Source organism: Bifidobacterium sp. ESL0790 (assembly GCF_029395435.1).
Taxonomy (GTDB): domain Bacteria; phylum Actinomycetota; class Actinomycetes; order Actinomycetales; family Bifidobacteriaceae; genus Bifidobacterium.
The window spans coordinates 154074-168920 of sequence record NZ_CP113915.1; the positions used below are offsets into that span (position 1 = coordinate 154074).

At 59.1% G+C, this 14847-nt stretch carries 9 protein-coding genes; 2 read left to right on the plus strand and 7 right to left on the minus strand.

Features of this window, described 5'->3' with window-relative positions:
• Window positions 1-38: 38 nt before the first annotated feature.
• From OZY47_RS00510 to OZY47_RS00535, 6 genes are all read right to left on the minus strand, one after another.
• Entirely contained in the window at window positions 39-2495 is a 2457-nt protein-coding gene (locus OZY47_RS00510; RefSeq protein ID WP_277178008.1) for a BspA family leucine-rich repeat surface protein, read from the minus strand.
• A 545-nt stretch (window positions 2496-3040) separates the two neighbouring features.
• Window positions 3041-5572, minus strand: a complete 2532-nt coding sequence (locus OZY47_RS00515; RefSeq protein WP_277178009.1) for a BspA family leucine-rich repeat surface protein — start codon at window positions 5570-5572, stop codon at window positions 3041-3043.
• Between the two features lie 308 nt (window positions 5573-5880).
• On the minus strand, window positions 5881-6075 hold the full coding sequence (locus OZY47_RS00520; RefSeq protein ID WP_277178010.1) for a hypothetical protein: 195 nt from the start codon (window positions 6073-6075) through the stop codon (window positions 5881-5883).
• 98 nt (window positions 6076-6173) lie between these two features.
• A complete protein-coding gene (locus OZY47_RS00525; protein WP_277178011.1) occupies window positions 6174-6455 on the minus strand; it encodes a type II toxin-antitoxin system YafQ family toxin in 282 nt (93 codons plus the stop codon).
• Window positions 6448-6702, minus strand: coding sequence for a type II toxin-antitoxin system RelB/DinJ family antitoxin (locus OZY47_RS00530; RefSeq protein ID WP_277178012.1), 255 nt, complete (start codon window positions 6700-6702; stop codon window positions 6448-6450). The genes OZY47_RS00525 and OZY47_RS00530 overlap by 8 nt, the downstream gene beginning before the upstream one ends.
• A gap of 205 nt (window positions 6703-6907) precedes the next feature.
• The gene (locus OZY47_RS00535) at window positions 6908-7330 is read right to left on the minus strand and encodes a hypothetical protein (RefSeq protein ID WP_277178013.1); all 423 of its coding nucleotides are present in this window, start codon (window positions 7328-7330) and stop codon (window positions 6908-6910) included.
• Window positions 7331-7397: 67 nt separating this feature from the next.
• Here OZY47_RS00535 and OZY47_RS00540 point away from each other — a divergent pair, with 67 nt between their 5' ends.
• On the plus strand, window positions 7398-8234 hold the full coding sequence (locus OZY47_RS00540) for a hypothetical protein (RefSeq protein WP_277178014.1): 837 nt from the start codon (window positions 7398-7400) through the stop codon (window positions 8232-8234).
• 141 nt (window positions 8235-8375) lie between these two features.
• On the opposite strand, the gene OZY47_RS00545 is transcribed toward OZY47_RS00540, so the two are convergent.
• On the minus strand, window positions 8376-10151 hold the full coding sequence (locus OZY47_RS00545; protein ID WP_277178016.1) for a leucine-rich repeat domain-containing protein: 1776 nt from the start codon (window positions 10149-10151) through the stop codon (window positions 8376-8378).
• Window positions 10152-10721: 570 nt separating this feature from the next.
• Here OZY47_RS00545 and OZY47_RS00550 point away from each other — a divergent pair.
• A complete protein-coding gene (locus OZY47_RS00550) occupies window positions 10722-14846 on the plus strand; it encodes a BspA family leucine-rich repeat surface protein (protein WP_277178017.1) in 4125 nt (1374 codons plus the stop codon).
• Window position 14847 lies beyond the last annotated feature (1 nt).

Genomic DNA, 14847 nt, shown 5'->3' on the forward strand with positions numbered 1-14847 from the left:
ACGCGACCCCTCTATGTTTGCTGGGCTATGGCTGGTGATTACCGCGTGGCGTCGGTGTCGGCGCGGTGGCGGACGATGTCAAAGCGGTTGCGGCGGGTGAGGGCGAGGATGGCGAACAGTGCCAGCAAAAGCAGCAGGAAGAAGATCCAGAGGGGCGCCTGCCGGGTGGTGCCGGCTGTGGACAGGGCCATGGCGTCGTCGCCGACGCACTTGTAGGCCGCGGGCTGGATGCTGCCGTCGCGGTAGACGACGGGCTCGCACTTGGGGTTCGTCTTGTGGGGCGTGGCCCGGCGGGGGGCCGGGGTCGCGTTGGAGTCGCGGCCGAGCGTGCTGGGTGTGATCCCGAGCGTGCCGGGCGCGGCGAACGCGGGTACGGCGGGCCCGATGCCGCCGTTGCCGTTCCCGTTGCCATTGCCGTTGCCCGGGTTGGCTCCGTTGTTACCGCCGTTGCCGTTGTTGTTCCCGGGTGTGCCGGGCTTCGGTGTCATCGGAACGTTAATTGTGCCTCCTGGCTTCGTGGGCGGCACCAATGGCAGCTGGCCTGACATGCTCGGCGGCAGCGGCAGCATGCCGGGATGATGGCTCGCGCTTGATTCGATGGTGCCTCCCGACACCGTGGACGGCATCCAGGCTTCGTACAGGGTCATGTCGGGGATGCTGTTCGGGTCGTCGATGTCGCTGCCTGCTTTGTACAGCTTGTACGGGTTGGCCGTGCCGGCGTCGAGGTCGGTCAGCGTGCTGGCAGAGCTGGTGGAGTTGTCCGGGGCGATCCATCCGATGAACTGATAGTCCTGCACGGGGTTGCCGTTGTTGTCGAGGAGCGTGAACTGGCTTTGGGGCGCCTTGACGACCATATTCATGACGACGTCGTCGTCGGCGGATTCAATGGCGTCGGGAATCGAATTGAAGGTGGCCGTCTTCTGCCGGTCTCCGGCGATGTGGGTGCCGGCGGGCAGCGGGATGAACGGCTTGAAGGTCAGGGTCAAGGGCTCCTGCAAGACATAGACGCCGGCCCTGTCCGGGGCATTGCCTTGGGTCCTGGACGCGAGACTTGCGTAAGGGTATGCGACGGTCGGGTCGACGTTCTGCGAGGCGGTGCCTCTCACGGGGACCTGCATCCACTCGTGCTTTTCGGTCGAGTTCAGATAGGGGTAGAACGCGTCTTCGTCCAGCTTGGTATTGTCGCCCAGATTCAGCCTCGACAGATTCGGGCACTTGGCGAACATGTCGTACATATCCGCCCCGACGCTGCTGGTGTTGAAGTTGCTGAGGTCGAGGCGGGTCAGCCCGGAGCAGCCGTTGAACATGTCCCTCATGCGGTTGACGCTGCTGGTGTTGAAGTTGCTGAGGTCGAGGCGGGCCAAGCTGGAGCAGTTTTGGAACATGCTGCTCATGTCGGTGACGCTGCTGGTGTTGAAGTTGCCGCCGAGGTTGAGGTTGGCCAGGTTGGTGCAGTCGTAGAACATGTTGCCCATGTTTTTGACGTTGCTGGTGTTGAGGTTGCTGAGATCCAGGCTGGTCAGGCTGGAGCATCCTTGGAACATGCGGCCCATTTCGGTGACGCTGCTGGTGTTGAAGTTGCCGCCGAGGTTCAGGCTGGTCAGTCCGGAGCAGCCGTAGAACATGTCGCTCATGCTGTCGACGCTGCTGGTGTTGAAGTTGTTGCCGAGGTTCAGGCTGGTCAGTCCGGAGCAGCCTTCGAACATGTCGCTCATGTTGTAGACGCTGCTGGTGTCGAACTTGCCGCCGAGGTTGAGGCTGGGCAGCTTGGAGCAGCCGTCAAACATGCGGCTCATGTTTTCGACGTTGCCGGTGTTGAAGTTGGCGCCGAGGTTGAGGCTGGTCAGGCTGGAGCAGTTTTCGAACATGCTGTTCATGCGGTCGACGTCGGTGGTGTCCGCGGAGCCCAAGTCGATGCTGGTCACCTTGTCAAGCCCGCTGAAGAGCCTGCTCGAGTTTCCGGGGAGCTCGATGAGATTGTCGCCGGAGAACGTGATCTCGGTGGCGGTATTGAGTCCGGGGAAGGCTTGGAACTTGCCCTTGCTGAGGGATGCGTCGCTGGCGGTTGCGGTGATGGTGAGCTTGCAGCCGCCGTTGCCGTTGTCGGAGAGCTGTCCAACGACGTTGCCGCCCAAGGAACGGGTGGTGGTGTCGCAGGTGCCCTGCGCGGAGGGGAGCTGTGGCTCGGCGGGCAGTGGGGTCTCGCCTTGCGCGGCCGGTTGCGCCGCGGGGGCGGTGGTCTTGTCCGGCTGTGCCGCGGGGGTTGTGGTCGTGTCCGGCTGTGCGGCCGGGGCGGTGGCCGTGTCCTTTGCCTGGCCGTCGGGTTGCGTCGCAGGCGCGGTGGCCTGCGTCTGGTCGGGAGCCGCTGCTTGGCTCTGTGTCTGTGTGTCCTGCGGCTGGGTGCCTTGGATGTCCTGGGCGTTGGAGAACGCCGGGACGGCGAGCATGGCCGCCGCGGCTAGGATGCCGGCCGCCGCCTTCATCGGTGTACGCATCTTTTCCTCTTTCCTCATTACTGCCAGCGGATGGACTGTCGTGTTGTTGCTTGGCATTCATCCGAATTAGTATTCTCTGTTATTTCTAAATATACCAGAAATTGTGTTACATATAGAGATGGTCGCATTACCTTTGACGGATCTGGGCCTCGGTCGCCCCTTTGGCTGGCCTACGAGGACTTGAAACGTTTGTATTATTGGTCGATTCGTCTGGGGTTCAAAGGTTGGGCGAAATCGGTCTGCTCTGTCCGCTTTTCTGCCCATGGCGAACGGGAAGGATGGTTTATTGCGATTCCACAGCCGATTCGTTTGAAATTCCGCCGCCGATACTCTCCGCCGCCGGCGTCGGGAGTCTTCGCCCGGATATGGCGACGCCTATCCACATACACAGGGGGCGTATGGCCTGGTGTTTTGATGAGGCGCGACAGACGTCGGGACGGGTATTGCGTTCGCAGTCCGCCGCTTCAATGCCGTTGGCAATATAAATATAGGGGCTCTCGCCGGAGTTGTTCCTGGCGTGGGCCCCTATATATTGGTGTCTTCCTTTACCGTGCGGCTTCCATTGCGCGGTGGCGCACGACGTCGTAATGGTTGCGGCGACTGAGGCCGAAGACGGCGAACAAAGCCAACAGGAGCAGCAGGAAGATCCAGAGCGGTGCCTGCCGGGCGGCGTTGGGCGCGGAGACGGCTGCCATGGTGTCGTCGCTGGCGCACTTGTAGGCCGCGAGGCGACTGCCGCCGGTGTAGAGGGCGACGGGCTCGCATTTGGGGTCCGTCTTCCTGGGCGTGGCCTGCTGTTGGACCGGGGTCGCGTTGGAGTCCCTGCCGGGCTGCAGCGCCGCGTTGGGGCCGGTCCCCGTCGCGGCCACGGGCGAGGCGATGACCGGGATGGCGGGCGTGAGGCCCGAGCCGCTGCCGGGTGTGCCGCTGGAGTCCGAACCGGAGCTCGAGCCAGGTGCGGGTTCGTTGGCTGTCCAGATGGCGTAAAGGGTGACGTCCCCGTCGTTGAGATCTACCTTATGTTCTTGCTGGTGCAGGGTCCCGGTTCCGTTGGCATGGCTGCTCCAACCCTGGAACGTGCAGCCGGCCGTGGAGCAGTCACGAATCGTGAACGGGTTGGCCGGGACGGTGTCGCTGCCGCCGATTACGGGAATCGTGGCGATGGTTCTCGCAACCGACCCGCTCGAGTCGCGGACGGCCACGTTCGTCGCGGCCGCGGTCTCGACGGGTGTGCCCATGAAGGGAGTGGCGGGGGCGACGTCGGTGCCGGCGGGCAGGTTGGTCGACGGCTTGAGGATGAGCGCGTGCTTGGCGATGCGCACGTAGGTGCCCGCTTTGGCCGGGTCCGTGCCCATGGTCCTGGCCATAAGGCTGGCGGAGGTGTAGTGCGTGACGCTCGACCGGTTGACGGAGGCCGAGCTCGTGCCCGGCACCTCGGCCTGCACCCAGTTCGCCACCGCGGAGCCCCCCGCCATGGTCTCCGGCAAGTCCGCGTTGGCGTTCAGCTTCGTGCCATCACTGACTGTCAGCTGCCGCAGGCCAGAACTGCCGTCAAACATATGTTCCATATCCCCGACGTTGGCGGTGTCGAACTTGGCACCCAGATCCAGAACGGGAAGTTTCGGGCAACCGCCGAACATATAACTCATATCGGTGACGTGGCTGGTGTCGAAGTGGTTGCCGAGGTTGAGGCTGGCCAGGTTGGCGCAGTAGAGGAACATCCAGCTCGTGTCGGTCGCGCTGTGGGTGTCGAAATGGCTGAGGTCGAGGCTGGACAGCTTGCCGCAGTTGTAGAACATGCCATACATGTCGGTGACGCGGCTGGTGTCGAAACGGCTGAGGTCGATGGTCGGCATGTTGGTGCAATAGGCGAACATCCACTCCATGTCGGTAACGCTGCTGGTGTCGAGATGGCTGAGGTCGAGGGTCCGCAGCCCAGAGCAGTGGCAGAACATGTAGTCCATGTCGGTGACGTGGCTGGTGTCGAAGCTGGTGATATTCAGGCTCGTCAACCCGGGGCATTTGTCGAACATAAAGCCCGTGTTGGTGGTTTTCCTGGTGTCGAAGTTGCTGAGGTCGAGGCGGGTCAGCCCGGAGCACTCGGCGAACATGCCACGCAAGGTGGTGGCGTTGCTGGTGTCGAAATTGCTGACGTCGAGGCTCGGCAGGCTGGAGCAGCCGGCGAACATCCAGCTCATGTCGGTGGCGTGGCTCGTGTCGAGATGGCTGACGTCGAGGCTCGGCAGGCTGGAGCAATCTTGGAACATGCCGCACATATTGGTGGTTTTGCTGGTGTTGAAGTGAGTGACGTCGAGGCTCGGCAAGCTGGAGCACTTGATGAACATGGCATTCATGTTGGTTACGTTGCCGGTGTTGAAGTGAGTGACGTCGAGGTGGGTCAGCCCGGTGCAGTTGGCGAACATGCTGCGCATGGTGGTGACGTTGCTGGTGTCGAAGTGGTTGCCGAACGTGATGCTGGTCAGCTTGGGATTGTAGGCGAACATCTCGCTCATGTCGGTGACGTTGCTGGCGTCGGCGGAGCTGAGGTCGATGCTGGTCACGTTATCCATCCAGTCGAAGAGGGCGTTGGAGTTCTGCGGAAGCGTGGTGGTGTTGGGGCCGGCGAAGACGACCTTGGTGATGATGTTCATGACGGGCGGGAAGTGGAACGGGTTCTCCCTGCTGAGGGTGCCGCCACCGGTGCCTGCGGTGATGGTGAGCATGCAGCCGCCGTTGCCGTCGTCGGAGAGGGTTCCGGTGACGTTGGTCCCAACGGACTGGGACATGGTGCCGCAGGCGCTTTGCGCGGATGGAAGTTGCGGGGTTTCATCCTGCGTTGTCGGCAGCTGTGGTGCCGTCTGACGCAGGGTGGTCGTGGATCCGCCATTCCCACCCTGGGATTTGGTCTCGCCTGATTGACTTGGTGTGGTTGTCTGCGATTGCGGTTCTTGCGCCTGGCTCTGGGTGACGTCCTCGGTCTGGGCGCGCTGAACGTCCTGAGCGTTGGAAAATGCCGGGATGGCGAGCATGGCCACCGCGGCTATAAGACCAATTGCCGCCTTCAATGGTGTACGCATGATTTTCCTTTTTTCTGGCTTTTGCTGGAGATGCCGGCGTGGTTTGTGAGCCAACACCTTGAGCTAGTATTCATTGGCATTGACTACTCTACAAGGAAATGTGATACATTATTCCTCTTTTGCGGGCGGCTCTGCCCGGGCTTGCGGTTCCGTTTCGCGACAACGCCCGGAAACCATGAAAGACCTGCGGTTATGTCTGGTTTTCCCCATATCGCGGCCGAGTATCGTGGCGATGAATTTTTCGATTCGGGCGTGATGTGCCTATATATTTTTGTTTGCGGATCAAAGCCGGCTAGATAAACTGGCACTCATGAACTTAATACATAAATATGATGGTTGAAGATAAAAAATCTGCACCAGTCGGCGCGTTTTTCGCTAAAAATGAACAGGCCATGTGCTTCATGATCGATTTGTGCCGTCGGTGGTTCGTTTGGGGCTCCGTTTGTCTCTCCCTGATTGTCTGGGACGCGCAGCTGGTGCACCCAAGAAGTTTGTTCGGTCATAGTGCCTAACGTGACGAGAAAGCCGTCAAGGGTACGGCTCTCCGCGATAGGTGAGCAAAGTGTCGCCTGAATCGCAATTAGGCGTTAAACGTTCGTTTTTACAGCAGTTTGTCGTGCGAACCGGTGCGGGTGAGAACGAGTTGCAGCTCTGTCTTCTCGATACGGTAGATGATTAGCCAATCGCCATCTAGATGGATTTCCCGATAGCCCTTCCATTTTCCTTTGAGCGCATGATCTCTATATCGAGTGCGCAGCAAATCCTTATTTTGTTGCAACAGTGCATTTATCCCAGTTTGCATGATTGTTTTGTCGTAATGTTTCTTGAGCAAGGAGGAATAGTCGCGTTTAAATTGTGGGGTCAACAGGATCGATTTAAGCATTATTGAGTTCCTCCATCAGTTCGTCGACCGAGTTGAATGTCTTACCGATGTGGTGCTCTGCTTCGTAGCGGGCTCGTGCGTTGATTGCGTCACGCTTCGGACGGAAGGGCAGGCCTTGGTCGCTGATGACCTGACGAAGGAAGATGTTGATGGCGCCGCTCATATCCAAGCCGATGCTTTTGAGCACCTCCTGCGCTTCCTTTTTGACTTCTGGATCGGTACGTACGGCAATGGTTGCGCTACTCATAGTAGCCTCCTTGTATATCGTTCTGCAATACTATGTATAAACAGTAGCATGATTAATCAATTTCGTTCAACCTTGTTGTGGGTATGAATGAATTCACTTTTCGAGAAGGTATTGAAGCGGATGCGGGATGCCTTCGCGCGGCGCTGGAGTCGACTTTCACGTTTTCTTGAGAACACCAATGTTTTCAAAGGTTCTGTCTGTATTATTAGCCGTTCCTTTGCCGGGAGTCTAGGGGTATTGTGCTGGCTGCATAAAGCCTGAAAACCGTCATATAAATGCTGTATTTCAAATTAAAGGGGATAGGTCTTATGGACTGATAAATCGTTGGCGGGAACGTACGTGCCGATGACCCTATTGAGCATGATGTGCCTGTCCGTGGATGGGAGTCGATGTTGAAGGCGATAGCGACGGTAAAGGTGAAAACGATCGCGGCGGCCGTGTCGGTCATAGCCCTGTGTTGTGTGGGAATGACGTCCGGCCAAGTGGCGCAGGCCAGCGAGGTCGGCGCCTCTGCCATGGCACCGGAATCGCCGTCCGCGCCTACACCCCCACCCGCGCCTGCATCGAAACAGAAGTCCACATCCACATCGAAACCGACACCTGCATCTACGTCGAAATCCGCACCCATACCCACGCCAGAGTCGGAACTTGAGCCACGGGGTGGTGGTATCGCGCCTCGTGGGGACTACATATATATGGACGGGATTTCGTTTCGGCAGCCGATAACCGATGGCGACGTGACCAGTGGTGGGGTCAAGCTCAAGGGACAGGGCTACCGACAAGCCCACGGCGAGATACTCATCCTTGCCGCCGAGAAGATCACGCCTCCTACCGGAGCTCTACACGTGCTCGCCGATGCCAGTGGACAAGGTTTCATGTTCTACGACGAGTCCTATAACTCAAGATATTTCCAGACTTTGGCGTCCGAAGGCGAGAACGTGCGCTTTACGGCGGCGATCTATTCGACGTCGAACGTGCAGCTTGCTTCGGTGACCAATGATTATTTCGTGGATCTGCGTGCCGACGCACCTGTGGTGAGCGCCACCTATGTGCCGGCGGACACGAAGTTCCACGTGGTCGCCACCAGTTCGGACGCCGATACGGTGTCCATATCCTATCGCTGGATTGACGCGGGTGGTTCCGTGATCGGCAGCGCCGTGGAGGAGCCGAATTCCGTCGTTTCCGGGTCGGCCATGACGCTGACGAGGGACTTCACCGACGCCGCTATTCCCACAGGCGCGACGGCCATAGAAATGCAGATGAAGGATGATGACGGCAACACGTCGGCGTGGACGAAGACGGTGCTGAGCCGTGTCGTCCCCAGTCCTCCGAGCCCTTCCTCGCCTTCGTCTTCGGGTGGCAGCGCCGAGCCTGGCGCCAGTGGGCCGAATGATGGTTTGAAGCGTGGGGCCAACGGGCAAAACCTTGCGGCGACTGGAACCGACACGGTCTCCGTGGTGGCCATTTCCGGTGCGCTCGCCCTGGTCGGACTCGCCTTGGCTATGGTGTCCGCTGCCTATCGTCGGCGGTAGGCAACAGGCCCGTGCATTATGAGCTCATAGGCCATAGGTAGCGCCGGCGGATTGGCGAGTTTATGGCCAATTATTCCGTGATGCCTTATTACTTGCATTGCCTGCCCGTTGTTTTCAGCCCTGCCGTCTCTCCCTGCCGTCCTATTGCTCCGCCGCGTGCTCGGCGTTGGTGGGTCGATGGCGGAGCTGGGTTCTGAGAATAATCAGGGTGGCGGCGCCGGCCAAGGCGACGATTGCCGCAATCGCTGGGAGCACGATGGAGCTGCCGCTATTGGCGAACCGGCCCGGCCTCGCTGGGCCTTGCCCTGAAGGCGTCGCTCCCGGAGCCGGCGTCTCGCCTTGGGGGTGCAAGGCCGGCGGCTCGTCGACGAACTGCACCGATCGCGTGATGCTGCCGTTGTAGCGCACGCCGGGGGTGCAGGCGCAGGGAATATTGTCGTCGAAGGTGAGCGAGACGGTGTGCGTTCCACGGCTCAGGCCCCTCCACGTCACGGTTCCGCTGGCGCTGTCGTAAACGCCTGAGGACGGCGTGATGCTGCTGGGCGTCAAGTACGCCCCGCACTTGGTCTTCGCGGTGGTAAGGCTCAGCGAGGTCACCGGCCCGGCGTTCGGCAGCGTGACGTCCTGGTCCGTGAGAATGACGCTGCTGACGTCGGGGATGTCGTTCAGCGGTGAGACGTCGAGGAGCCGGTTATGGCTCAGCGTCACCGTGCCGCCGACGGTGGGCGCTTGCCTGATCAGGGTTTTGAACGGCGTGATATCGCTGATTTGGTTGCCGTCCAAGTTGAGGTCGCCGCTGTATTTGCCGGCGAAGACGCTGCTGTCGCTGATGTGGTTGCCCGCGAGGTTGATGTTGACGGCGGTCAGGTCCTGCAGTCCATTGGCGTCGGTGATGCCGTTGTTGCTGAGGTTGAGGTTCGTCAGGCTCCGCAACGGGATGTCGGAAGGATTGGGCCGGGCGAACGGCCGCAAGTCGGTGACGCGATTGCCTGCCAGGTTGAGGCTCGTGACGTTGTACAGCCCTGCCAGCGGCGTGACGTCGGTGATGGCGTTGCCGCTCAGGTTGAGGGTGACGAGGTTGCTGATGGTGGAGTTGTCCAGTTTCAGGTGCGTGACGTCGCTGATGCGGTTGTTCGCCAGGTTAAGCGTAACGAGCTCCGCGCCGTGTGAGCCGAAACGGGGGCTGTTGATGTTGACGATCTTGTCGAGCGGCGTGACGTCGGTGATGTGGTTGCCGCTCAGGTCCACCGTCGTGAGTTTCGTGAGGCTGCTGATTTGCGGGACGGCGCTGATGTTGTTGTCGGCGAGGTAGAGCCGTTGCACATTCGTGAGATATTCGAGCCCGGTGAGGTCGCTTATGGACTTCCCTTCGGCGTCGACCTGGACGGTCCTGTTGATCTTGTAGGTGCTGAGGACGTCGTTCGTGTTGGCGGCGCTGCCGGTGGTTATCTCGGCCACCACGGCGGCGAGATTCGGGTCGGGGAAGCATTGGGCGATCGTCGAGCTGTCGACCACGCACAGGCTTTGGGGGCCAACGCCTGGCATGGGTGCTTCTTCGTCTTGTGCGGAGACAGAGGCGGTTGAAGCGCTTCTGCTGTTTGGGTTTGCTGGATTGAGAAGAGCCGTGTCGCCGCCGTGTGGAGAGTGGGCCGCGCTCGCGGCAATACCGTTGCTTTGAGCCTGCGTTGGCTGAGCCGATTGAGTTGCCGGCATTGTTGAGGTCGCTGGGGCCGTTTGCGTGGCCGGTGCCGCTTGGTTGGGAACCTGACTGTTCTGCGATCCGCCCTGCGGTTCGGATTCGCCTGCGATGGCACCTTTGGCGGGGATGAGCGCGAAGGCGAATGTGGTCGCTGCGATAAGCGTGGCGATTGCCATGCGGCGCAAGGTTTGAGATGTGTGCCTGCGGGCCTGTGCCATGTTTGCACCTTCTTTCGCTGTTGTCCGCTATCGAATAGGCGGGGTGTTTTTGCCGTTTTTGAAGAACGACAAAATTGTATCGCAAAATGACCAAACGTTAAAGCCTTTGACGTAATTTTTGACATAAATTTTTAACGTTTGCAGGAAACCTACATCTTACCTGAATCTGTTGAAATTACAGGGTTTATAGCATGTTTATATCAGTGAAACGATGATTATTTAAGTCATATCAAATTTTAGACAAGCGTTCGATGTAAGTATTTGACGTAAAATGAATTTAGACGATAAGTCCGGTCTTGTTTAGTGGCATCGTATCGACGACGATTTGGGCAACCGTTCTCGAAGCGGGGATTTGCCGGGCTACTCCCGCTTGCGTTTCATGGTGTTCGGCAATTCAAAAGTAGCGCGCTATATGCAGGATTATCGTTTTATGTCATCAAAATTTGACGTCAAACGCTTTCGTTTGATGACATAATTAGATAGAGAATGGGTTATTGTACTATTGACGAAGAAGAGTTTTTGTTTATGTGTATTCAACGCTGAGATGCGCATTGAAGGGAGTTGTGGGCGATGAGGTTCTGGCGCGAACTGCTGGCCGGAGTGGCGGCAGCGGCAACGTTGGTGAGTGTTTCGGTGGTGGCGTCCGCCGGGACGAACGGCTCGGGAGCGCTCGGGAATGAGCCGAGCTCCTCGCAACAGGTTGTAGATTCGGCGCATGCCCATAGTGCTCCAGGTGCGTCGCAGGGTTCGCAAGGCACCGGCTCCCAGCAGCCAGGTTCCAGCTCCCGGCAACCGGCCTCGGGTTCTGAAGGCGCGTCCCAAGGCTCTCCCGACGTCGTCAAGCAAGGCCAGGCGCCGCTGGGCGCCCAAGGCTCCCCGCTCTCATCGCAAGCCCCCAGCGCCGGCTCCGGTGTCTCGCCCCAGCTCTCAGAGGCCGAATGCAGTGGTTCGGGAAGGTTCCAGGAATTTTATGGCGCTCCCCCGGCTGCCAAGTGGGAGGCGAATATCGAGGGTAACGATTGCATAATCCGGGTGCACGATGGGCTTGTCTCCGAACAGGCTCCTTGGCAGCATTCTGAGATTGTTACCGAGTTGGGGAAATCGGTGACGGAGATCGTCTTTGAGAACACCACTCTTGACCTTAACAGAAGCGATATGTTCACGGCCAAAGAGATGCCGAACTTGCGGCTGCTTGATCTTTCCGGCCTGTCGGTCGTAGACAACAGGACTGCGGAAACCGGTCGTAAAGTCTTTCGATATTCGGCTTTCGCTTATAACCCCAAGCTCACGGAGTTCCATGGGACACGCGCTTTTGAGTCAAAACAGGCTTTCAATATGGGTAGCATGTTCAGCTCTGACCCAGCGTTGGAGATTTTCGATTGGTCTAACCTGGACACTTCCCATGCCTCAAATATGGAGTGGATGTTTTATCAAGACGCATCGTTGAAGACTCTAGACCTTTCGGGATGGGACACCACAAATCTGGAAAAGGCCGAGAAAATGTTCGCGGGTGCCACCGCGTTGCAGTCCATTGAGTGGCCGGGGCGCAATAGCCCTGTTTTGTCGGATGTGAGCGAGATGTTCAGCGGCGACAAGTCCCTGCAAAATGTGGGTCTGGCGGGCTGGGCCACTCCGTCTTTGAGCTTTATGAAGCAGATGTTCAAGGGAGATTCGGCGTTGCGAAGCGTGGATCTCTCGGGGTGGGATGTGTCAAAAGTGCAAGATCTGACCAAGATGTTCCAAGGCGACACATCGCTGGAAAGCCTTGACCTTTCAGGCTGGAATCCGAAAGCGGCAACGTCGATGAACCAGATGTTCCAAGGCGACGCCGCCCTGCAAGCCGTGGATTTTTCCGGATGGAATATTTCTCGGTTAGAGGATGTGACGCAGATGTTCCAGGGGGACAGGTCTTTGCGTGTCGCTGATCTTTCGGGCTGGGACGCCTCATCGGTCAGCCTGGCGGAGAAGATGTTCAAGGATGATGTCTCACTGCAGACAGTGGATCTTGCCGGATGGAAGACCAGTGTTTATGGTTGCTTCGATGAGATGTTTGCCAACGATATCTCTTTGACGAGTATTGCTGGCGTCGAAACGCTTGTGTCGACATTTGACGGGTATCGGTATACGGGCATGATGAATGGCATGTTCAAAAACGCCAAGGCGCTGAAGAGCCTCGACCTTTCAAGCTGGGAAGTTCAGCACGTGGAGGACATGGCCGATATGTTCGCTGGAGCTTCAGCGCTTGAGAGCATAGATGTTTCCGGGTGGAGGATTAACAAGCAGAAAGACATGTCGGGCATGTTCGAGGGAGATAGCTCGCTTCGCCAAATCAAAGGAATCACTAATTGGGATTGGTCATATAGAACCAGTGATGGAACGACGTTGTCTGGCATGTTCGCGAATGACGCTTCGTTGACGAGTCTGGATCTTTCGGGTTGGACACTCTATGACGTGAATAATCTGTCGAGCATGTTCGCCGGTGACACCGCCCTTGAGACGCTGAATCTCACCGGCTGGGGGACGCATTATGTCACCGACATGTCGGAGATGTTCCTCGCCGACTCGAGTCTCAAGGAAATCAAGGGATTACAGACTTGGAGCGTCGGGTATGTGGAAAACATGTCGGGGATGTTCGCCACTACCGACCGGCTCACCAAATTATCGTCTGAGGCTCCGGATACACCTCAGGTCGCTGCCGAAGGCGCTGACTCGCTCGATTTAGGTGGCATCGCGAATTGGGAGGTCTACAGTGTCGAGAAGTTCGATCGAATGTTCATGGGCCGTACCGATTTGACCAGCCTCGACTTGTCCCGTTGGAAAATCGGCAGGCTTGTGAACGGAGATGTCACGCTCCGCGCGATCTTCGCGGGTGACACGGCGCTGACCGAGGTCAAGGGAATCAACGCGTGGGACACCGGCAAGGTCTCCGATATGTCGTACATGTTCTACCAATGCCGGTCGCTCGATGGTCTCGGCGACCTTTCCGGCTGGCGCACCGATAACGTGACCAACATGGAGGGCATGTTCCGCTACGACATCGCTCTCAAGGATGTGGACGGCATGGCCGGCTGGAACACGACCAAGGTCACCTCGATGGCCGGCATGTTCCAACGCAACCGCCAGCGCACCGACTTGGGCGACGTCTCGGGCTGGAACACAGCCAACGTCACGCAGATGTGGGACATGTTCGGTGGCGACAACAACCTGACCGAGCTTGATGTCTCGCGGTGGAACACATCCAAGGTGACGAGTATGACCTACATGTTCCAGGGCACGAACCTCAAGTCACTCGACTTCTCCGATTGGAACACTAAGGCGCTCGCCCCCACCGACGACCAGAACCGCTGCTCCGACAACCAGGCCAAGGCCGCCGACGGCACCTGCAAGATCCTGCCGGAGAACCTTGAGGAGCTGACCGTCGGGCCCGACACCGAGTTCAAGGAGGAGTCATTCAGCAACGACCCCATGAGCGACAACGGATTCACTGGCAGCTGGACGGACGAGGACGACAGTTGGGCCAGCAGTGTCGACCACGCCAACAAGGACCTCGCCGACCACATGGCCGGAGCCGATGCCGGCCCGCAATCCGCTGGCGCGCACACCTATCGCTGGCAGGAGGGCGCGTTGATCTCCTTCAACGCCAACCTTCCGGATGACGCGACCCTGGACGGCGGTCTGCCCGCCAACATCAAGGCGACTGGAGCACACGTGGACGGCACGCAAAAGCAAATCCCCACCTCCACGCCGCGTGTGAAGGGCTATCAGTTCCTTGGCTGGAACACCACCTATGACGGCGGTGAGGATGGCACTGGCAGCCCGGGCGTGGCCTATAGCCCCGGCCAGACCGTCACCCTCTCCAAGGGCCAGCATCTCAGGCTGTACGCGCAGTGGAAGGCCATCAACGTGCCGTCGGCTCCGGTGACGCCGTTGAGCGGCCGCTATGTGCTGCGCTATGAAGCCAACGCCCCTGACGGCATGAGCGCCTCAGGCAATGAACCTGACGATAGTTTTGACATCGTCTTCGCCGAGCATGGCAACAAGCTCTACCAGCCGCGCGCCTTGGCGCAGAACCAGTTCAAGGTCGACGGCTACAAGTTCATCGGCTGGAGCCGTGTGGCCTCCTTCGGCGCCGATGCGAAGATCTACCGGCCTGGCACGGAGCTCAACGTGAAGCCCGGCATCAACAAGCTTTACGCGCATTGGCAGCAGATTGGCATGCCGTCAAATGGCGGCCCGAGCTATGTGGGCAATGGCGACGACGGCACGATTGTGATCACCATTCAAGGCCCGGCCTTGGGCCCGTCGATCACGGGACTGCCCGGCGGCGGTGCCTCAGCTGGCAGCGGCCTGATGACACATGACGGCATGGTCACCACCGTTCCCAAGGGTGGCTCTGGCGGCCCGAAGTGCGTAGAACGCCCCTCGCGCTCCCACGGATCCGCGCAGGGTGCCGCGTGGCATGGCTCCGGTGAGAACATGGCCCTGCCCTACTGCAACGACGAGCCCGAGGCCAAGTCCGCTCCGAGCCCCGCCGCCGAGCGTGCGGCCAAGGCGAGCATGTGGATTTCGGTGGCCGCGGTAATCGTCATGGTGCTTTTGGCGGCTGGCGGTGCGGCCATGGTCCGTAGACGCTATGCGCTCGCGGAAACGCTGAACTCCTCCCATCACCGTTCCGATAGCAAGCGGGGTGAGTGAG

What these genes read in the sequence shown, in the direction of transcription:
- OZY47_RS00510 (WP_277178008.1), bottom strand. Translation starts at nt 2,495, where the DNA reads ATGCGTACACCGATGAAGGCGGCGGCCGGCATCCTAGCCGCGGCGGCC.
- OZY47_RS00515 (WP_277178009.1), bottom strand. Translation starts at nt 5,572, where the DNA reads ATGCGTACACCATTGAAGGCGGCAATTGGTCTTATAGCCGCGGTGGCC.
- OZY47_RS00520 (WP_277178010.1), bottom strand. Translation starts at nt 6,075, where the DNA reads ATGACCGAACAAACTTCTTGGGTGCACCAGCTGCGCGTCCCAGACAAT.
- OZY47_RS00525 (WP_277178011.1), bottom strand. Translation starts at nt 6,455, where the DNA reads ATGCTTAAATCGATCCTGTTGACCCCACAATTTAAACGCGACTATTCC.
- OZY47_RS00530 (WP_277178012.1), bottom strand. Translation starts at nt 6,702, where the DNA reads ATGAGTAGCGCAACCATTGCCGTACGTACCGATCCAGAAGTCAAAAAG.
- OZY47_RS00535 (WP_277178013.1), bottom strand. Translation starts at nt 7,330, where the DNA reads ATGGGTGCGGATTTCGACGTAGATGCAGGTGTCGGTTTCGATGTGGAT.
- OZY47_RS00540 (WP_277178014.1), top strand. Translation starts at nt 7,398, where the DNA reads ATGGACGGGATTTCGTTTCGGCAGCCGATAACCGATGGCGACGTGACC.
- OZY47_RS00545 (WP_277178016.1), bottom strand. Translation starts at nt 10,151, where the DNA reads ATGGCACAGGCCCGCAGGCACACATCTCAAACCTTGCGCCGCATGGCA.
- OZY47_RS00550 (WP_277178017.1), top strand. Translation starts at nt 10,722, where the DNA reads ATGAGGTTCTGGCGCGAACTGCTGGCCGGAGTGGCGGCAGCGGCAACG.